The organism is Hominenteromicrobium sp. (assembly GCF_046974225.1).
Classification (GTDB): Bacteria; Bacillota; Clostridia; order Oscillospirales; family Acutalibacteraceae; genus Hominenteromicrobium; species Hominenteromicrobium mulieris.
The window spans coordinates 41,865-61,881 of sequence record NZ_JBKWAE010000009.1 but is presented as its reverse complement, the minus strand read 5'-3'; the positions used below and the strand labels follow the sequence as shown (position 1 = coordinate 61,881).

The 20,017-nt window shown below is 55.6% G+C and carries 13 protein-coding genes, 1 pseudogene and 1 CRISPR repeat array (1 of these 15 running past the window's edge); of the genes and pseudogenes, 12 read left to right on the top strand and 2 right to left on the bottom strand.

Annotated elements, in window-relative coordinates; genetic code table 11:
• The first annotated feature begins 583 nt into the window (after nt 1-583).
• The 6 genes from ACLTX1_RS08330 to cas3 all read left to right on the top strand — a co-directional run bounded on the left by ACLTX1_RS08330 (nt 584) and on the right by cas3 (nt 11,997).
• The gene (locus ACLTX1_RS08330) at nt 584-3,712 is read left to right on the top strand and encodes a TIM-barrel domain-containing protein (RefSeq protein ID WP_412330739.1); all 3,129 of its coding nucleotides are present in this window, start codon (nt 584-586) and stop codon (nt 3,710-3,712) included.
• Between the two features lie 267 nt (nt 3,713-3,979).
• Entirely contained in the window at nt 3,980-6,064 is a 2,085-nt protein-coding gene (locus ACLTX1_RS08325; RefSeq protein ID WP_412330764.1) for a LacI family DNA-binding transcriptional regulator, read from the top strand.
• A 436-nt stretch (nt 6,065-6,500) separates the two neighbouring features.
• The gene (locus ACLTX1_RS08320) at nt 6,501-7,313 is read left to right on the top strand and encodes a sugar phosphate isomerase/epimerase family protein (RefSeq protein WP_412330738.1); all 813 of its coding nucleotides are present in this window, start codon (nt 6,501-6,503) and stop codon (nt 7,311-7,313) included.
• A gap of 73 nt (nt 7,314-7,386) precedes the next feature.
• On the top strand, nt 7,387-8,562 hold the full coding sequence (locus tag ACLTX1_RS08315) for a Gfo/Idh/MocA family protein (RefSeq protein WP_412330737.1): 1,176 nt from the start codon (nt 7,387-7,389) through the stop codon (nt 8,560-8,562).
• 371 nt (nt 8,563-8,933) lie between these two features.
• Nucleotides 8,934-9,560 carry a hypothetical protein gene (locus ACLTX1_RS08310; RefSeq protein ID WP_412330736.1) on the top strand — a complete coding sequence of 209 codons (627 nt, stop codon included), beginning with the start codon at nt 8,934-8,936 and terminating at the stop codon, nt 9,558-9,560.
• 301 nt (nt 9,561-9,861) lie between these two features.
• Complete coding sequence (cas3, locus tag ACLTX1_RS08305; protein WP_412330735.1) at nt 9,862-11,997, top strand: CRISPR-associated helicase Cas3'; 2,136 nt, start codon at nt 9,862-9,864, stop codon at nt 11,995-11,997.
• A 108-nt stretch (nt 11,998-12,105) separates the two neighbouring features.
• Here the strand turns inward: cas3 and ACLTX1_RS08300 are convergent, their stop codons facing one another.
• Both ACLTX1_RS08300 and ACLTX1_RS08295 read right to left on the bottom strand, forming a co-directional pair.
• A complete protein-coding gene (locus ACLTX1_RS08300) occupies nt 12,106-12,528 on the bottom strand; it encodes a type II toxin-antitoxin system HicB family antitoxin (protein ID WP_308449379.1) in 423 nt (140 codons plus the stop codon).
• 42 nt (nt 12,529-12,570) lie between these two features.
• Nucleotides 12,571-12,759: a type II toxin-antitoxin system HicA family toxin gene (locus ACLTX1_RS08295; RefSeq protein WP_176821039.1), complete on the bottom strand. Its 189-nt coding sequence runs from the start codon at nt 12,757-12,759 to the stop codon at nt 12,571-12,573.
• A gap of 192 nt (nt 12,760-12,951) precedes the next feature.
• Here ACLTX1_RS08295 and cas5c point away from each other — a divergent pair, with 192 nt between their 5' ends.
• From cas5c to cas2, 6 genes and pseudogenes are all read left to right on the top strand, one after another.
• Complete coding sequence (gene cas5c / locus ACLTX1_RS08290) at nt 12,952-13,599, top strand: type I-C CRISPR-associated protein Cas5c (protein WP_395507200.1); 648 nt, start codon at nt 12,952-12,954, stop codon at nt 13,597-13,599.
• Nucleotides 13,596-15,371 (top strand): type I-C CRISPR-associated protein Cas8c/Csd1, encoded by a 1,776-nt coding sequence (gene cas8c, locus ACLTX1_RS08285; RefSeq protein WP_412330734.1) that lies wholly within the window; start codon nt 13,596-13,598, stop codon nt 15,369-15,371. Before cas5c ends, cas8c begins: the two co-directional genes overlap by 4 nt.
• A 2-nt stretch (nt 15,372-15,373) precedes the next feature.
• Nucleotides 15,374-16,297, top strand: coding sequence for a type I-C CRISPR-associated protein Cas7/Csd2 (cas7c, locus tag ACLTX1_RS08280; RefSeq protein WP_308449382.1), 924 nt, complete (start codon nt 15,374-15,376; stop codon nt 16,295-16,297).
• A complete protein-coding gene (gene cas4, locus ACLTX1_RS08275; protein WP_412330733.1) occupies nt 16,298-16,969 on the top strand; it encodes a CRISPR-associated protein Cas4 in 672 nt (223 codons plus the stop codon). It begins immediately after the preceding gene.
• Nucleotides 16,966-17,987 (top strand): annotated as a pseudogene (gene cas1c / locus ACLTX1_RS08270) (type I-C CRISPR-associated endonuclease Cas1c). Before cas4 ends, cas1c begins: the two are co-directional and overlap by 4 nt.
• Before the next feature lie 7 nt (nt 17,988-17,994).
• Nucleotides 17,995-18,285, top strand: a complete 291-nt coding sequence (gene cas2, locus ACLTX1_RS08265) for a CRISPR-associated endonuclease Cas2 (RefSeq protein ID WP_308449385.1) — start codon at nt 17,995-17,997, stop codon at nt 18,283-18,285.
• A gap of 179 nt (nt 18,286-18,464) precedes the next feature.
• A CRISPR array of direct repeats spans nt 18,465-20,017; the repeat unit is 33 nt; unit sequence GTCGCCCTCCACCCGGAGGGCGTGGATAGAAAT; it runs 365 nt beyond the window's last position.

Genomic DNA, 20,017 nt, shown 5'->3' with positions numbered 1-20,017 from the left:
CTTTTGAGTTTGTTCATGATTTACTCCTCCTTGTTTTTTCGCCATGTCTCCTTGGCGTTTTACAATATTCTACCGTCTTTGTTCCAATAAGTCTGTCAAATTTGCGATAAAAAATTGTCAAAAAAAGCTTTTTTTATAACTTTTTCCAACACAAATTCGGCGGATCGCCGGTAAGTCCGGATGGGCGGCAAAAAGGGAAGCCGCCGTATCTGTGGAAAACGCAAAACCGAAAAGGCAACAAATATCGCGCTGTTTTTTTATAGATATCCGGGCGGTTGCGCCACTATAATGGGTTCAACCACCGGGCGAAAGGCACCCGGAAACAAAACGGATGGAGGTAATTAGAAATATGAATCAGCACAGATTCGGAGTAAACGCAGCCTATCTCGGTGCCAAGGCGGCACGGACACCGGACGAGCGACCCGGCCCGGCGGGGTGGAGCGGTGCGCTCCTGCTCGATGAGTTCTACCGAGCCAACGGGAACCCAGGATTGGTTACGCCGACCAAAGCGCAGGCTGCATGGGATGACACCTTTCTCTACGTGTTGTTTCTTAACTGGGAATCTGCGGAGAACGCGGACCAAGTGCGTCGAGACATCGACGAGCTTGTGGTGTCTTCCGGCACTTTGGGCCATCGGGACTTCGCGGTATTTTCGGTCGGACGCAATGGAGAAGCGCATGGGGTTCTGGAAAGTGGCATGACGTACATCGGCGGCGATGAGGCGTTTGGTGGAAGCCAACCCAACCTGCCGTTTCGTCACGTCGGCAACCAAGCGGACATCCAGACAATCGACCCGCAGTCGTATACGGTCGTGGTAGACCACCAGGCGGGCTTCTGGAGCGCGGCGTATAAGATTCCGTGGACGCTGGTGGGGGGATTTCCGAAAGGCGACTGCTTTGCGTTTCAGGTGTACCGCAAAAAGCAGGCAACCGGAGAGATCCTGTGCCCAACGCCGCTGGACCTGTATATCAACCTACCTTATTGGTTCGAGTACGATCCTTCCACGTTTATGGAAGCGTATCTGGGCGGCGACGCCGGTCCGGTATACGGAACCGAGCTCTACGCGGTGCTGCCCAGCGCCCGAAGACGCTGGACGCGCTATACGGAGATTTCCGGCGTGCAACCGGGCGAGCTAAAGCAGCTCTGGACGGAGTTAACTGCCCTGCCGGAAACGACGGAGGAAAATGTGGCGGCACATGTGGCGCTTGCCCAGCGCCTGCAGGATGTGCTCTATCAGGAGGCTGTGGATTTCTTCTGGGATGAGGCCGGAAGCCGCCCTGTGGGTCATATGGAACCGTGGAATGAGCGCCATGTGTTCAACGAACTGCTGGCGGCCGGTGAGGCTGGAAAAGCCTATGCCCGCCTGAACCGGTTCCTACGCTGGCTCGCCCGCTATATTCAGTGGTACTACACCGATGGAACCTTGGGCGACCAGTCTGCCGATTGGACACCGTATGAACAGCTTCGGCAGGTTACAACGGAAAACAGTAAGATTGTTTTGGATTTTGGAAACGCGGTGCCCACGCTAGAGCTTATCTTTGCCGAAGCGGGATTCCGCCTGAAAAGCAAGCCGGATGGCGGTCTTTTTTCTGCGGTACCGGATACGTTTACCGTCTCGGAGGACGGCGCCGTACTGCGTGCGGCGGCGGGAAACCGAAATGTCGTGATTACGCGCGGTGCGGACTGGAGCGTCGTGCTGTCTGTCGGGGACCGGCAGGTTTTCTTCATGGACAAAGAGACGCTTTCCTGCGTGCATGTTTGCGGGAAGGACGGTTTCCGCCTGCAGATGCCTTTGCTTCAGGAGGAGTCCGTCATCGGGTTCGGCGAACGCTTCAACGGCGTCGACCAGCGCGGGCATATCGTTGCCATGTACCAGCGAGACGCCTACCTTTCGGTGATCGCTGGACTGGCCAATGAGAGCTATAAGAATATTCCGCTTGTCCATTTCAGCTCTGGCTATACGCTGTACATCAACAGCACGTACAGAATGCGTGCGGATATCGGTGTGCAGGTGCAGGACCGTTTTTCCATTACTGTACAGGATCCCCATGTGGATCTGTATTTCTGGGGCGATACGCCGGTGGAAAACATGGCGTCATATGCGCGATTGACCGGCCTGCCGATTCTCCCGCCTCGGTGGGCGTTTGAGCCCTGGAGCGGCGCGGGCGGCGGACGGTGGATGAACGGGCCGCTGCACAACGTGATGGAGGAGCAGATCGGCGTGCTGCAGAAATTCAAAGAGCTTGATATCCCGCACGGCGGGTTCTATGCCGAAGGTGCCGGCGCGGACGGCAAACACCTCGCCGAATTACACAGGGTTTCCAACTTTGCCGCGCAGAACGGGATACACACCTTCTCCTGGGAGTATTCGGTTATGCCGGCGGAACGCGCCAAAGCATTCCTGCAGAATTCCGGCGATACGGAAGATCTGCCCATCAGCAAAACGCCGCAGTATACAGGGAACATGCAATATATCAGTTACATCGACTTCACGCATCCCCGGGCCATGGAGCTACTGCAGGCACAGTGGAAAGACCGGTTTGATGCCGGCATCTGCGGAACTATGGTGGACTTCGGGGACAAGATTCCAGACGAAGCGGTCTTTTCCGACGGGCGAAACGGTAAGGAAATGCACAACGGCTACGCGCTGGACTACGCGCGCGGCTACCGGAAGCTCTTCGAAAGCGCTTACGGAGACGACCACGTCCTGTTCCAGCGAGCCGGTGCTCCCGGGTGTCAGGCCTATGCCTGCCAGTTTGGCGGAGATCAACCGACTACCTTCCCAGGCATGCAGCAGTCCCTGTCCGGCATGATTTCCGTCTCGGCCTCGGGCCTGCCGTTCTGGGGCGTCGACGCCTGCGGGTACGACGGCTTTTCCGGCGGCGATGCGGAAACCTATATACGCTGGACGCAATGGGCGGCATTTTGCCCTCTGATGCGGTACCACGGCACGTTCCCGAAAGAGCCCTGGGAGTATTCCGAACAGGTCATAGAACTGTATAAATTCTACACCTGGCTGCGCGAGAACCTTCTGCCGTATGCGTACAGCACAGCCGTTCAGGCGCATCACCGCGGCATTCCTATGGTTCGCCCGCTGCCGATGATGTTCCCCGAGGACGCCTTTGTTGCGCAGGTGACCGACGCCTATATGTACGGCGACCATCTGCTGGTGGCGCCAATCTGCACCGATAGCAACAGAAAACAGGTAATCTTCCCCGCGGGCCGATATGTCAATTTTTTCGACAATACCGAGGTCGTAGACGGCGATACGGCGCAGACGCGTGCGTATCCCATCACAGAGATCCCGGTTTACGTGGCGGCCGGCGCGCTGTTCCCGGTTGAACTCAACGAATCCCTGGAGTTTGGAAGAAGCATGACCACAAGCCGGATTAGAGCGCTCGTCCTGACGCAGCCGGTGTTCGCGACAGCCGGTAGCTGGAACGGGTCGGATACGGAGGAAAACGATTACGCCTTTACCGTCGGCTCGAACGGCTTCTCCGTGCAGGCGAAGGGGTGCGCGGGCGTGCGGTATCTTCTTGTAAAAGGCGTCTCGAACGTACAGGATGTTATACTCAATGGGGTCCGTCTGCGCCGCGTGCCGGCAAAACAGGGGCTGAACCTGCATGAAGCCTATTTTGTGGCGCAGGATGGAACGATCTATATTCGTATTTTTGCACATTCTGACCTGCAGATGGACGTTGTCACACGGTAACGTTCTGCGAGGGGACTCACAGAGCAGGACACCGTTGCGCACTTTTCCGGAGCATCTTTAGCATAGCGAAAATACAGCGCGGGAGCAACCGACCGCTGGTTTACTGCCGGCTTTGCCTGCAGAACAGGCGTATCTCGAAATGCCGCGTATGAAAAAAACAAAACCAAGGACAGGCAGAGTCACACAGCTCTTACCTGTCCCTGCTTCCTGTTCCGGCGTCCCGAAACCGGCGTTTGCGCAAATTTTGTTGACTATTGAGAACGGAATCTGTATAATGAAAGCAAAAGTATTCTGAGCAGGAGGACGAAATGCATGGCGACGATCAAGGATGTTGCTAGGATAGCGGGCGTGTCCGTGTCGACCGTCTCTCACGTGGTCAACGGAACCCGATACGTTAGTCCTGAGAAAGTCCAGAAGGTCGAGGACGCTATTCGCCAGCTGGACGAGCTCCCGAATTTCATCGCAAAACGGAGTGCATTGAAGAGCAAACTGTCCGAAAGCCGCTATGTGCTGATCTTGCTGTCGAAAAAACGCAGTCTGTTTCAGAATCAAGTCAAGGAAAAGCTGGAAGAAATCGTAGAGCAGAAGGGTTATATCGCCATTTCGCTGGCGTATGACCTCGATGAAGACCGACTGGCGGCCATTCGCGCACTGGCAGGAACGCTGGATCTTGCGGGAATGGTCGCTTTCCCAGACCGGGAAGGTGTGCTTTCCGGCGCCTTTTTCAAAGGGCTCCGGTTTCCGGTGGTTCTGATTGGGAACCCCGTGGATCGGTTTGCCGCAGACACCCTGCTGCCCGACACCTTTGAGGGCAGCTACCGCGCAGTGCGGCACCTGATTAAAAACGGGCATGAGCGAATCGCTTACCTGTGCGAGTCGGAAGTGTGCGGCACCCAAAGGTTTGAGGGCTACAGGAAGGCTCTGGAGGATTCCGGCATTGCGTTGGACAAAGTGCTGGTCCGCGCGGGCTTGAAAACCGAGGCGTTGGCCGCCGAAGCTATGGCGCAGATCGTCGCGGCAGAGCCTGCGCCCACCGCGGTCGTGATTGCCGACTCGCTGCCTCTGATTCCCGCCATCCGGTATGGGATCGGTCACAACATCGCCGTGCCCGGCGACCTCTCTGTCGTCAGCCTGAACGATCCGGAATGGGCCTCGCTGACGACGCCGGAGCTCACTTGCGTGGATAAGCAACCACGGCAGTTTGCGCTTTCCGCCGCGGACCTGCTGTTCCGGCGGATTGACCGCGGCGAAATTGCAAACCTCTCTTCGCCCGCGCATGCGTACTGCACGAAAACTCTCCCATCAATCCTCAATGTGCGCAACTCCACCTGCGGAATCGGCCGGGGTCCCTTCGGGGAACGGGCAGCGGGTGCGGGCGGCCTTGCCTTATCCGAAGTGGAAAAGGAAAAGATTCGGCAAAAACAGTATACAGCGGCGATCTCATTCCACTATACGGGCAAGGCGTGGATGCACCTGCAGGAAAAGGGTATCAAAAAAGTCTTCGACGAGCTTGGAATTTCCATCATCGCCGTCACAGACGCTCATTTCAACGCGGCGCTGCAATGCAAACAGTTGGAAAGCATCAAATTTCTGAAGCCGGATCTCCTAATCTCGATCCCCGTTGATACTAGGGGCACCGCGGAAGCCTTCCGCTCGATTGCGGACAGCGACACCCGGTTGGTGCTGATCACCAATGTCCCGGAGGGACTCACCCCGAAGGATTACATCTCCTGTATCTCCGTAAATGAGCGAGCCCACGGGGACAGTATGGGCCGCGGGTTGGGCGAGTACATGGTACGGCACGGCCTGAAATATGCGGGGCTGATTTGCCACGGCGAGCAGAACTTCTTTGCCACAAAGCAACGGGACGGCGCGGCGGAACAGGTTCTGACGGAGGAATACCCGGAAATCCGGGTGTGCGGAAAAGTCAATTTCCTGACAGAGGTGGACGTCTATCAGAAAACACTGAAGCTCATCGGGATGTACCCGGAGATTCAGGCTCTGTATGTTTCTTGGGACGGTCCCGCGCTGGAGGTGATAAAGGCCCTGACGGAGCTGGAGCGCACGGACATCGCGATCGTCACGGGAGATCTGGACTATGCCATCGCCATGCAGATGGCACAGGGCGGCATGGTCAAAATGATTAGCGCGCAGTGCCCCTATGAGCAGGGGGAAGCCATCGCAATGGTGGCGGCCAACGGCCTTCTGGGAAAAGCGGTCCCCTCCTTCATCGGGGTGGAACCCATCAGCATCGACCGGGAGAACCTGCTGAAAAACTGGAAGGCGATTTTCAAGGAGGATCCGCCGGCGGCGTTGCGCAACGCGATCAACCGCAGCACCGGCGCACTTTAACGGCGGTTCGCCGCGTTCAAACCGACCGACAGAATATCAAGCGGATAAGCATCTGGAAGCAGGGCTTATCCGCTTTTTACATAGCGCCCGCGCAAGCCGGGTTCCTGGAATTTTTCATTGTCCCTATCCCCCGCGCGGCTTTTCGGCCGCGTTTTTTGGCGCGGTAAAGAAAATTTGCGCAAATATACACGAAAGGACGAGAAGTTCAGGCATCTTTCAACGAGCAAACGACCCAGACAGCCTAACACAGGTGTCAAAGCATTGCAAACGAAAAGAAAACTTGATTGGAAATGCCTAATTTTGTCCCTTGTATTTGGCGAAACAAACAAATTTTCTTGAAATTGAAAGTAGAAATTGACAATCGCCGTGGCGCAGAGTATTATAATGAAAGTAAAACTAATTTGCGCAAATTTATAAAAATAAGAAAGGAGCAGACATGAAACTCGGTTATATGACAAACGCGTTCGGCCCTCTGGTAGGAGAAGGAGGCGGCGTTACAAGCATTAAGGACATCCGGTATCTGACCCTTTGCGACGACGAAGCGGTGCTGAAAAAAATCACAAATGCAGGCTTCCGGTATATTGAGGTGTTGGAAGGGAACCTGACCAAATACGGTTCGGACATTCAAGTGCTCAAAGACATGCTGGCCCGCTACGGTGCCGGCATGATGAGCGTCTGCGTGGGCGCCAATTTTATCTACCCAGACGCGCTGGAGGACGAGATGTTTCACATGGAGACAGTCGCTGCTCTGGCGGAACAGGTAGGCGTTTCCTACGTGGCGTTCTGCGGCGGTGCCATACGCGGGAAAGGCGTCCAGACGGGCGACTATGCGCTTCTGGCCAAAGGGCTGAAGGAGGCAGAAAAGGTCTTCGCCGCCCACGGCATCGAGGCAAGCTACCACCCGCATCTCGGGTCCATGGCGGAAAAGCCGGAGCAAATCGACCAACTCTTTTCGGTGAGCGACATCAAGATTTGTCCGGATCTGGCGCATCTGGCTGCCGGCGGCGGAGATCCTCTGGAGATCGTCAAAAAGTACTACGACAGAATCTCCTTCGTCCACCTGAAGGATTTGGACGAAAACGGATTTGCCCCGCTGGGCACTGGGCACGTTGATATCGAAGGGGTTCTGCGGTTCCTGAAGGAAAAGGGATATGCAGGAGATTATCTGGTGGAGGCTGACGGCTTTGCCGGCGACCCGGAGGAAGCCTGCCGGACATCGTACCGTTTCCTGCAGGGCAAGTTGATCTAAAATTTCTCCCGTCCGCGGCGTCGGTCAACGGCGCGCGGCGCAGGAGGGCATCTTAGAATGGGAGGATTTTACAATGAAAAAACTGAATGTGGGCCTGGTTGGTGCCGGGTTCATGGGAAAAGCGCACTCAATCGGGTATTCCGACATGCCCAAGTATTTTTGGCCGGCCCCGGCCGTGCCGGTTTTAAAAACAATCTGCGACATCGTCCCGGAAATCGCGGCGGACGCGAAAGAACGCTTCGGCTTTGAAAAATGCTGCACGGACTGGCGCGACATCGTCAACGATCCCGAGATCGACGTGGTAAGCATCTGCACGCCGAACAACGCCCACGCCGAAATCGCCATCGCTGCGCTGAACGCAGGGAAGCACGTACTCTGCGAAAAGCCAATCGCCTCGACATTGGAGGACGCGAAGGCCATGGCGGAGGCCGCCAGGAAAGCGGCGCAAAAGGGGATCATCGCCATGAACGCCTACCAGTACAGGCGCGTTCCGGCGATCGACCTCGCCAAGAAATTCATCGATGAGGGATCCATCGGCAAAATCCTCAACGTGCGGTGCACCTATCTGCAAAGCTGGTCGGCCGATCCTGCCTCCCCGCTCTCCTGGCGGTTTCAGAAAGACATCGCCGGCGCGGGGACGCTTGGCGACATCGCCTCACACGTGATCGACATCGCCCAGTATCTGGCGGGTGACATCGAGGCGGTGACCGGCATGATGCAGACCTACATCACCGAGCGGCCGGTGCAGGAAGGCGGCACAGACCTGCTGGGCACCGTAAAGCTCGGAGCCGACGCGAAGCGGAAGGCCGTAGACGTGGATGATGAGGACAGCTTCCTCGTGAAGTTTAAAAACGGCGCAGTAGGCAGCATCGAGGCCACGAGAAACGCCTGGGGTCGCAACAATTTCATCACGGTAGAGCTTCACGGCACTTTGGGCAGCCTCTACTTCAACTACGAGCGACTCAACGAGTTGCAGGTGTGTTTGGCCGGCGACCCCGACGACAGAAGGGGCTTTAAGACAATCTACACCGGCCCCGCGCATTTTCACGGGGAAGTGACCTGGAACATTCCCGGAATGAACATCGGGTACGGCGAATTGAAATCCATCGAATCCTACGAGTTTATCAAAGCGGTGGTAGAAGGCAGGCAGCCGTCTACCAGCTTCGCAGAAGGGTATCGAGTGGAATGCGTTTGCGATGCCGTGAAACGGTCGGCGGAAACCGGACGTTGGGTAACGGTGAACGATTGATCGAAGCGCCCGTTTGACACGCAACCCAAAGCCACATATCATAAGAGTGACCCACAACGGTAAAAAGCAGATTTTCAAAATCGTGCAGACCATTGCCGACGACGAGATACACCGGCTGGAAGTCCGAGAGAGGTATCTGTCTAAATTTCAAATTTGCCAAAAGTCCACCGCAATTTTCGTGAAGTTGCGGTGGACTTTTCCTTGATACCGGCGCAGCAAGCTCACCCTGCAGCTGCTCGGAAGGCGCTCTGCCTTAAACGTTCCATATGGATCTGAATCTTGACAAATTTCGAATTTAGAGGTATGCTATTTTGAGCTTAGAGGGTACCTGTTTACCTAATCATTACAGCAAAGAAAGAGAGAGGTACAACATGAACATTTATAGTGATGCAATCGAGCAGCTCGGTATATTCACCATCGTCGGCGGAATTTTGGCTATCGTCGCCACAGTTTTGGCCTATGTGTTTATCGTCCCCGAAAAACGCCGCGAAAAGCTCAATGCTTTCGGCAAGTTCCTCCACGATACCTGCAATTTCAAGTACCTGATCGTAGAGAAAATTCTGCAGGCTCTGTACATTTTCTTCACGGCAGATATGATCATTCTGGGCTTCTTCATGCTCTTTGCCGCGCCTAAAGACTACTTTGGCAATCGCCACTGGCTGGGCGTCTACGGCATCCTGACCATGATCCTCGGACCCATTATGATCCGACTGGTGTATGAACTGTTGATGATGGCAGTCTTGCTGCTGAAAAACGTAATCTCCATCAACAATAAGCTCCGCAGCCAGAACGGAAACGAAGAGAAGAACGGCATTTTCATGGCCCCCGACATGAGCGACCTGCGCCAGCAGCTTCGGTCTAAGGCAGAACAGCCTCAGAACCCGCAGCCCCAAGTCCCGCAGAGCGCACCCGTAGCCAAATTCTGCGGCAAATGCGGTTCGCCGTTGAACGAAGCCGGCAAGTGCCCCAACTGTGACAACAATCAGCCTCAGGCTTAAACGCAAATATTAAGATTATGCCCCGAGCGGAAGCAATGCCGCTCGGGGCTTTTGGTTTTGTCCGCTTCAGCAGAACGACAACATTGCCCTGTGCAGCTTATTTGTCAATATTTCTCTATGCAAACCTCAAAACTTCTCATTAAACATTAAATACATATTTTTCCGAATATTGCAAATGATTTTCTACCCCACCCCCACCTGTCGCTTTTCCGCTCACCTTACCTATTCTTCAAATTTAGCATATTTACATTGTACTTTTCCCGTGCTATGATGGTCTTAACAAAGACGAAAAGGTGATTTTATGGCGAAAAAGCTGGCACATATAAGTGAAGATCATTCCCGCGAACAAACCGTATACGAACACCTCACCGGCACGGCAGAGCTTGCAAAGCAGTTTGCCGCCGCATTCGGCGCGGAGGAAGACGGCTATCTGCTCGGTTTGCTGCACGACATCGGCAAGTACAGCGATGCCTTTCAGTATCGATTAGACGGCGGCGTGCGTGTAGACCACTCCACGGCCGGCGCAAAAGAAGCTTGCGCGCACGGTGTCGGGTATCTGGCGCTCGCCATCGCAGGCCATCACGGCGGCATACCGAATTTCGGCTCCCGCGCCGATACCAAAAACGATGCTACCCTCTCGGGCCGCTTAAAACGCGACCTCGAACCGTATGACGATTGGAAAACCGAAGTCACTCTGCCGCCGGTCAAGCCCTTTAACATGCGAGAATTCAACACCGGGTTTCGGCTCTCGTTTTATATCCGCATGCTGTTTTCTTGTCTTGTTGATGCCGATTTCATCGACACCGAAACCTTTATGGACGGCGCACTTGCCCCGCGCGGCAACTACGATGCGCTCCCTGCGCTGCTCGACCGCTTGGAAACGTACATCGCACCGTGGTATCCGCCCAAAACCGAGCTCAACCGAAAGCGCTGCGCCATTTTGGATGCGTGCAAGGCCTCCGGCAGCACCGCCGCACCGGGTGTTTATACGCTTACCGTGCCGACGGGTGGCGGAAAAACGACCGCTGCCATGGCATTTGCGCTGACCGCTGCCGTACGAAACTGCATGAGCCGCGTCATCTACGCCGCGCCGTACACGTCCATCATCGACCAAAACGCCGATACGTTTGAAAAAATCTTCGGCACGGAAAACGTCATCGAGCACCACAGCAGCGCGGAATATCTCTTTTCCGAAAGCCCGAACCCCGCAGAGTACCGCAAAATGCTGGCCGCAGAAAACTGGGACGCCCCCGTCATCGCCACGACCACCGTGCAGCTGTTTGAGTCCCTGTTTGCGAGCAAACCCGCCCGCTGCCGCAAGCTGCACAACCTCGCCAACAGCGTGCTCATCTTAGACGAAGTGCAGACGCTGCCCATGCCGTATCTAAAGCCGTTCACGGCGGCGCTTGCCGAGCTTGCCCGAAAGTACGGCGTCATTGTCGTCCTGTGCACCGCCACGCAGCCCGCGTTAGACGGTGTTTTTGCCGATTTGAAAATCGACCTGCCGATCAAAGAGATCTGTCCCAATGTCCCTGAAAATTTCGAGACCTTCCGCCGCACGAAAATCACGCAGCACACATTTGACAGCACAGAATCGCTCACCGCCGAGCTCATCGCGCTGCCGCAGGTGCTTTGCATCGTCAACCGCATCGCGGACGCGCAGAAGATCTATCAGGCGCTGCCGGAAGACGGTGCGTACTGTCTCACCACGCACCTGTGTCCTGCCCACCGCAAAGCGCGCATTAAGGAAATTCGCGAACGCCTAAAAATCGGCCTGCCCTGCCGCGTCGTTTCCACCTCGCTCATCGAAGCCGGTGTCGATGTGGATTTCCCGCGCGTCTACCGCGAAGAAGCCGGGCTTGATTCCGTCCTGCAAGCCGCCGGCCGCTGCAATCGCGAGGGCAAGCGCCCGTTAGATGAAAGCCTCGTGACCGTCTTCACCGTCCAGAACACCACCCCGCCGCCCTACATGCGCCAGCCCGCCGCAGCCATGAAGAACATTTCAAAACGCATGGAGGACATCACTTCGTTAGCTGCAATCCGCGCGTATTTTGAGTTCTATCGCGATTTGTACGGCAAAGAAGATCTCGACCGTGAGAAGATTCTCCTAGCGTTCGAAAACGAGATGCTCCCGTTCGCCTCCGTTGCGGAAAAGGTACGGGTCATTGAAAGCTGCACCACGCCCGTGTATATCCCGATCGACCAAGGCGAAGCCCTCGTCGAGCGACTGTACCATGGCGAGCGTAGCCGCACCCTGTTCAGAAAGCTCGGGCAGTACAGCGTGAACGTCTACCCGCAGCAGCTCGCTGCCCTGCGCGAAGCCGGCGCCGTGCAGAGCATCGACGGCGGTGCGCTCTATGTCCTCGCCGATCCCCGCCGCTACGACAGTGCCCTCGGCCTCACCCTCGACCAAACCGAAACCGCTCTGTTTATATAAAATAGAAAAGCCGGTAAGGCAAACCCTTACCGACCTCTCTATACAAATCAACAACAATTATTTCTACCCACACTGCCTGTAAAAACAGACAGCGACCTTAACTTGATTTTATCCCATATGCAGTTGGGCTTTCAGCGCGTCCTGAAGGACCTGCGAAAAGTTGATGTTCTGCTCCAAGGCGGCGGTGTTCAGCCACGCGGGAATGGTCAGCGTCTTTTTGACGGCTTTTTCAAAGTGCGTTTTGGCGTATTCTTCCACGTCCACGGTGATGATGTTCACGAACGCGCCGTCCATCGACACTTCCAGCTCGGCGGCGACATCTGCAAGGCGGATCGCGTCCACGGACGAGGGCGCCGGGGCGGCTTCACCGTCTTTTTTCAGCCAGTACAGATACCCGGCAAGGCAATCGACCGCCATGCGCAGCGATTCATCGAGCGTTTCGCCGCAGGTAGACAGATCGTTCAGATCGGGGAAAACAACAGAATAACCGCTTTCTTCCTTAAAAAAACAAGCGGGATAAGCTGACAGCATAAAATCGACCTCCTGATATAGTCTAAGCGGAAGCGGGGGAGATTATTTCAAACCTGCCTGCTTCAAAATGGAATTTTCCGTGCCTTTCGGAATGTCCTTGCAATGAAACGGAATGGTGACCTTGCCGGGCTTCGTCGGGTGCGTATAATGGCGGTGCGAACCCGTCTGCATCTTGAACACCCAGCCGTCTTCTAAAATGATCCGTTCCAGTTCCTTTGGCTTCTTCGGCATTTCAATTCCCCTCCTGATTCAAATCTATTATACCATATGATACGTATTAAAGCAATACGTATTCAAATTATGCTTTATAAGTTCCGTAAAAAATAGACTAAACTCAAATTTTATCTTGACAAGTTCAAATAATCGTTATATAGTTGTATTATCAAAACAACATCAATTGAATTTTGAAAGGAGTTGATCTTATTGATTCAGTTGGAAGTCTGGGGCCCGTATGCGTTATTCACACGCGGAGAGATGAAAGTCGAGCGTGTAAGCTACGATGTCCCCACCCCGTCCGCCGCGCGCGGTATAGTTGAAAGTCTGTATTATCACCCCGGAATACGCTGGCATATCCGCCGCATCTACGTTTTGAACCCCATCGAGTTCACCACCATTCGGCGCAACGAGGTAAAAAGCAAAATTCTCGGGAGCACCGCCATGCGCATCGCGCAGGGCAAGGAAGATGAGCCGTACCTCGTCACGACGAAACAAATCGTCCAGCGCGCCTCCATGGTGCTGACGAACGTCCACTATGTCATCGAAGCGGAGTTCGAGATGCTGCCGGAAAAAGCCGCACCCGGCGATAACCCCGGCAAGTTTCAGGACATCGTCACACGCCGCATGAGAAAAGGCCAGTGCTTTTCCACCCCGTACTTCGGCTGCCGCGAGTTTCCCGCACACTTCAAGCAGTGGGAGGGTGGCCCGATCCCGACGATTGACGAGACGCGCGACCTCGGCTTTATGCTGTACGATTTCGATTATTCCGACCCACAAAATATCACGCCCCTGTATTTCCGTGCCAAAATGGAGCACGGTGTCATTCAGGTGGCCGGCTGCGAGGTGTTCAGATGATCCTGCAAGCCTTAGTTCAGTATTACGAAGCGCTCCTTGCCCGCGGTGAGATCGACCGCCCGGGCTGGAGCAAAGTCAATGTCAGCTGGCGTCTGGACCTAAACCCGGACGGTTCCCTTTTCGATGTTTCTCCCCTCCAAAAGCCCTCTCCAAACGGTAAAAAGATGCTGCCGCAGCAGCTCGCCGTGCCCGCACAGGTCAAGCGCTCTTCCGGTGTTGCGGCAAATTTTCTGTGTGATACGTCTTCCTACCTGCTCGGCGTGGACGACAAGGGTAAGCCCGAGCGCACCAAAGCTTGCTTTGAAGCCAGCCGCGAAAAACATCTGGAAATTTTGAAGGATACCCCCGGTGAGGCTGCCGCGGCCGTCCGTGCGTTTTTCGATACCTGGAATTCCCCCTCTGCCGTCGAGCACCCCGCTTTGCAGCCCTATCTTTCGGAAATTTATAAGGGCGGCAATCTGATCTTTTATTATAACAATAAGCCCGCGGCAAACGACTCTGACATCGCCGCCGCGTGGCAGCAGGCCTATGATTCTGCTTCAGATTCCGACACGCCCACCCGGTGCAGTGTCACCGGCAGGCTCGCCCCCGCCGCGCGTCTGCACGGCAACATTCAGGGCGTGCGCGGCGCACAAAGCTCCGGCGCATCGCTCGTTTCGTTCAACGCCGATGCCTTCTGCTCCTACGGGCACGAGCAGGGCGAGAACGCTCCCGTCAGCACCTACGCCATGACCGCCTACACGCAGGCGCTAAACTACCTGCTGCGCAGTGATAATGTCCGCCGCATCGGCGACGTCACCGTCGTATATTGGGTGGAGAATGCCGATCCTGCCATCGCCGCATTTGCGGGAGCTATGCTTTTCGGTCCGCAGGAGCAGTCCGATTGGAGTGAAAACGACATTTTAGGCGCAATTCAAAAACTCGTATCTGGCAGAACAGCCGACCTACAGGACATGCACCTCAGCCCCGATACACACTTTTACATTCTGGGGCTCGCGCCGAACGCCGCGCGTCTTTCCGTTCGCTTTTTCTGGCAGGATACCTTCACAAAGCTCGCCAAAAACGTGAACGCCCATTACGAGCGTTTGGAAATCACCCGCCCGGTCTACGAAAAATTCGACACGCTTTGGCCCTACACCCTCGCGCGCTCTGCCGTCCGCTTTTCCAAAGACTGGAAAAAAGCCGATGAAGAGCTGCAAAAATCCTTCCCGCGCCTTTCCGGCGACCTGCTCACTTCCATCCTAAACGATACGCGCTACCCCGCCACTTTACTAAACGGCACCGTGCAGCGCATACGCGCCGAGCACGATGTCACCTGGGCGCGCGCGTCCGTCATAAAAGCTTATTATTCTAAAAACGAAGACCCGCTTTGTCCAAAGGAGGTTTTGACCGTGTCCGTAAACAAAGAAAGCACCAATATTCCCTACAATCTCGGCCGCCTGTTCGCCGTTTTGGAGCGCACGCAGGAAGCCGCAAACCCCAACATCAACACCACCATCAAAGACCGTTTTTTCAACTCCGCTTCCGCCACGCCGAGCCTTGTGTTCCCCACGCTCATCAATTTAGCGCAGAAGCACCTCGCAAAGCTCAACGAGGGTCAGCGTATTGCACTGGATAAATCCATCGGCGAACTTTCGGACAAGCTCGGCGAAACCTTCCCAAAGCAGCTTATGCTCGCAGAACAGGGCGCGTTCCAGCTCGGCTACTACCAGCAGCGTCAGGAATATTTTAAGAAAAAGACAGACACTACCGAACAGAAAGAGGAGGCATAACCATGCGTGAACCCATTCAAAACCGCTACGATTTCGTGATCTTATTCGATGTGGAAAACGGCAACCCCAACGGCGACCCCGATGCCGGCAACATGCCGCGCGTAGACCCGGAAACCGGCAACGGCATCATAACCGATGTGTGCTTAAAGCGCAAGATCCGCAACTACGTGCAGGACGTCAAAGAAGACGAGTCCGGCTGGCGCATTTACATTAAAGATCAGGTTCCGCTCAACCGCAGCGACCTCGAAGCCGGTGAAGCGCTCGGCATCGGCGAAGAGCTTGCCGAGATCCAAAAAGGCAAGGACGCCAAAAAGATTGTGACAAAGCTCCGCAGCAATGACCCGGATATCGACCTCAAGCTCCGTGACTTCATGTGCAGCGAGTTTTTCGACATCCGCACATTCGGCGCAGTCATGACAACATTCGTAAAGGGCGCTTTAAACTGCGGTCAGGTGCGCGGCCCGGTGCAGCTCGGCTTTGCCCGCTCCATCGACCCCATCGTGCCGCAGGAGGTCACCATTACCCGCACTGCCATCACCACCGAATCCGACGCCCAGAACAAAACCACCGAAATGGGCCGCAAATACGTCGTGCCCTACGGCCTTTACCGCGCAGAGGGCTTCGTTTCCGCCAACCTCGCCCGCCGCGTGACCGGCTTCTCCGAAGAAGACCTTCAAATGCTCTGGCAGGCCATTCTCAATATGTTTGAAAACGACCACAGCGCCGCCCGCGGCAAAATGGCCGTGCGCGAGCTCATCATCTTCAAGCACGCGTCCGAGCTTGGCAACGCCGCTTCCTATAAGCTGTTCGATGCCGTAACGGTTAAAAAGGTCGACGGCGTAGCCGTCCCGCGCAAATTCTCCGATTACACCGTCACCGTTTCCGAAGACCTGCCCGAAGGCGTCACCTGCGAACGTCTTTCCTAAATGGACGCGCGTGAAGACGGACTTTTAATGTCCGGCATCCAGCACTTCGCGTTCTGCCGCCGCCAGTGGGCGCTCATTCACATCGAGCAGCAGTGGCAGGAAAATGCCCGCACCGCACAGGGGCAGCTCGACCACGTCCGCTGCCACGATGAAACGTTGTCCGAAAAGCGCGATAACGTTTTCACCGTGCGCGGCATGCGCGTGTTCAGCCGTAAATTGAACCTCTCCGGCGCGTGCGACGTCGTAGAGTTTCATAAAGACAAAAACGGCATTTCTTTAGAGGGGCAGCCCGGATTTTGGCTGCCCTACCCCATCGAGTACAAGCACGGCCGCGAAAAAGAGACCGATGCCGACCGCTTGCAGCTCTGCGCCGAAGCCATGGCACTTGAGGAAATGCTCGTGTGCGATATTCCCGCGGGCGCGCTCTACTACATAGAAACGCGCCGCCGCGAGGTTGTTCCGTTCACGGATGAACTCCGCCGCAAAACGGAAGACACCGCTGCCGAAATGAACCGCTATTTCACCCGCGGCTACACACCAAAAGTCAAACCCGGCAAGCACTGCAACGCCTGCTCGTTAAAATCGATTTGTCTGCCGGTGCTGTGCAGCCGTGCAGATCCCGTCTCGTACCTGCGCGCCCACATTTTTGAAAGCGAGGAGGATACCCCGTGAGACAACTGCTCAACACCCTGTTCGTGCTCAGCGAAGACGCGTATCTCTCCGTAAACGGCGAAAATGTCGTCATCAGCCGCGAGCAAAAGGAGGTCGCGCGCTTCCCGCTGCACACGCTCGAGGGCATTCTCTGTTTCTCCTACGCCGGCGCAAGTCCCGCCTTGATGGGTGCCTGCGTGCAGCGCGGTGTGGACATCGCGTTTTTCTCCCCGCGCGGGCAGTTTTTGGCACGCACCGTCGGCGAAGAGCACGGCAATGTCCTCCTGCGGCAAACGCAGAATCGCGTGTCCGACGATCCCTATCAAAGCTGCCGCTACGCCCGCGGGTTCATCCTCGGCAAGGTCTATAACGCCCGCTGGGTCTTAGAGCGCGCCACGCGTGACCACCCCCAGCGCGTACCCGTGAAAACGCTTAAAACAGCCGCCGCACAAATGGCACAGTCTTTGCCTCCTGCGAAGACCCCGCGCAGCTGCTCGGCTTAGAAGGCGAAGCCGCAAAGCTGTATTTTGGTGTGTTTGATCACCTCGTTTTGCAGCAGCAAAGCGACTTCCGTTTTACCTCGCGCAGCCGCCGACCACCGCTCGATAACATCAACGCCCTGCTTTCGTTCGCCTATACGCTCCTCACGCGCGACTGCACCGCCGCGCTCGAAAGTGCCGGGCTCGACCCGTACATCGGCTTCATGCACCGCCCAAGACCCGGTCGCCGCAGTCTCGCACTCGACCTCATGGAGGAGCTGCGCGCCGTGTATGCCGACCGCTTTGTGCTCTCCTGCGTGAACCGCAAGATTATCACCGCAAAGCACCTGCAAAAGCAGGAAAGCGGTGCCGTGCTTTTAACGGACGACGGTCGCCGCGCATTTCTCGGCGCATGGCAAAGCAAAAAGCAGGAGCAAATCACGCACCCGTTTTTAAAAGAGAAGATTCCGTGGGGGCTCGTGCCCTACGTGCAGGCACTCCTGCTCGCCCGCACTCTGCGCGGCGATCTGGAAGCGTATCCGCCGTTTTTCTGGAAGTGAGGTCAAAATGCTGGTCTTAATTACCTACGACGTCAACACGGAGACCGCCGCCGGGAAAAAGCGTCTCCGCAAAGTCGCTAAAAAGTGTGTGGACCATGGGCAGCGCGTACAAAATTCCGTTTTCGAGTGCTTGCTGACCGCCGCACAGTATGTTACACTGAAGGCAGAGCTCACCGCGCTCATCGAGCCCGAAACGGACAGCCTGCGGTTTTACCGCCTCGGCAATCAATATAAGCAAAATGTAGAGCATGTCGGCGTACAGCCCGCCTACGCGCAGGATTCCGTCCTGCTCATCTGATTACCCGCAGTGCGAAGCCAAAGCGCACACGCTTTTCCTGCTTCCTTCGCACCAAATCAAAACCCAAAATTTGTCCTTTTTAAAACGCCACCGGCAAATTTTTCTCTTTCCGCGTCTTAAAGAGGCAAATTCTTCTCCCTTTTTCGCAAAAACAGACGAAAATTTTGTCCGTTTTTGCTGTCGCCCTCCACCCGGAGGGCGTGGATAGAAATCCGTCGTTGAACTGGCTATACCCATTGAATATCGTCGCCCTCCACCCGGAGGGCGTGGATAGAAATCTTGGTGATGTACTTGCCGCTTACTTGGCGCTAGTCGCCCTCCACCCGGAGGGCGTGGATAGAAATCAGATGTGCAGTCCGCGTTCCACGTCATGAACTATCAGGTCGCCCTCCACCCGGAGGGCGTGGATAGAAATGCTAATTTGTCAATTTCATCGCATGTCCGCGTTGTCGCCCTCCACCCGGAGGGCGTGGATAGAAATTGTTATAGCCCCGTTATACCCTATGAGATGCGAGTCGCCCTCCACCCGGAGGGCGTGGATAGAAATACAGTTTGTTAACACATTTCGTGCCGGGGTATGCGTCGCCCTCCACCCGGAGGGCGTGGATAGAAATAACGATGAACATTAAAAGAGAAGCGCGAACGCAGGGTCGCCCTCCACCCGGAGGGCGTGGATAGAAATCAGAACAAAGCCGTCACCACGCAAAAAATGCGTGGTCGCCCTCCACCCGGAGGGCGTGGATAGAAATATCAATCTTTCCGAGCCTGTCCGCGAATGATACCGTCGCCCTCCACCCGGAGGGCGTGGATAGAAATAGTATTGCCGCCACCTTACAATTATGATAACGCCGTCGCCCTCCACCCGGAGGGCGTGGATAGAAATTACACCGCGGGCGTATACGGGTGGAATGCTGATGGTCGCCCTCCACCCGGAGGGCGTGGATAGAAATTCCGTATTCTTCGACGGAGTCTATCAAAAATGCTTTTGTCGCCCTCCACCCGGAGGGCGTGGATAGAAATATAATGCAAGTGCTTTACGAAAGGGGCTATCTTGTCGCCCTCCACCCGGAGGGCGTGGATAGAAATCGTTTCTGCCGTCCTTGGAAACATGGAATGGGAGAGTCGCCCTCCACCCGGAGGGCGTGGATAGAAATTATAAACACAAATATCTTTACTAATGCAAAACGGTCGCCCTCCACCCGGAGGGCGTGGATAGAAATTGAAACACCGTGGGAAGAGTGCGACGAGAACGACAGTCGCCCTCCACCCGGAGGGCGTGGATAGAAATTCGGACAACAGCTGGGAAAGCCTCATGAGAATTTGTCGCCCTCCACCCGGAGGGCGTGGATAGAAATTAATCGGTATTTAGCTAAACATTCTGGGGAGCAGTCGCCCTCCACCCGGAGGGCGTGGATAGAAATCCGCCGTAAGCGAAATCAACATCCTCCGCGGCGCAGTCGCCCTCCACCCGGAGGGCGTGGATAGAAATCGCGCTCGCAAATTCATCCGTGAGCGCATCCACCTGTCGCCCTCCACCCGGAGGGCGTGGATAGAAATAACGAAGCTTTAACATATCTTGGTATATCGAATGTGTCGCCCTCCACCCGGAGGGCGTGGATAGAAATACCGTGTGATGTTCCGTTATCTTGTGTGTGCGAGTCGCCCTCCACCCGGAGGGCGTGGATAGAAATAAAATTTTTTGAAATTGATTTAGCAGACGGGTGGTCGCCCT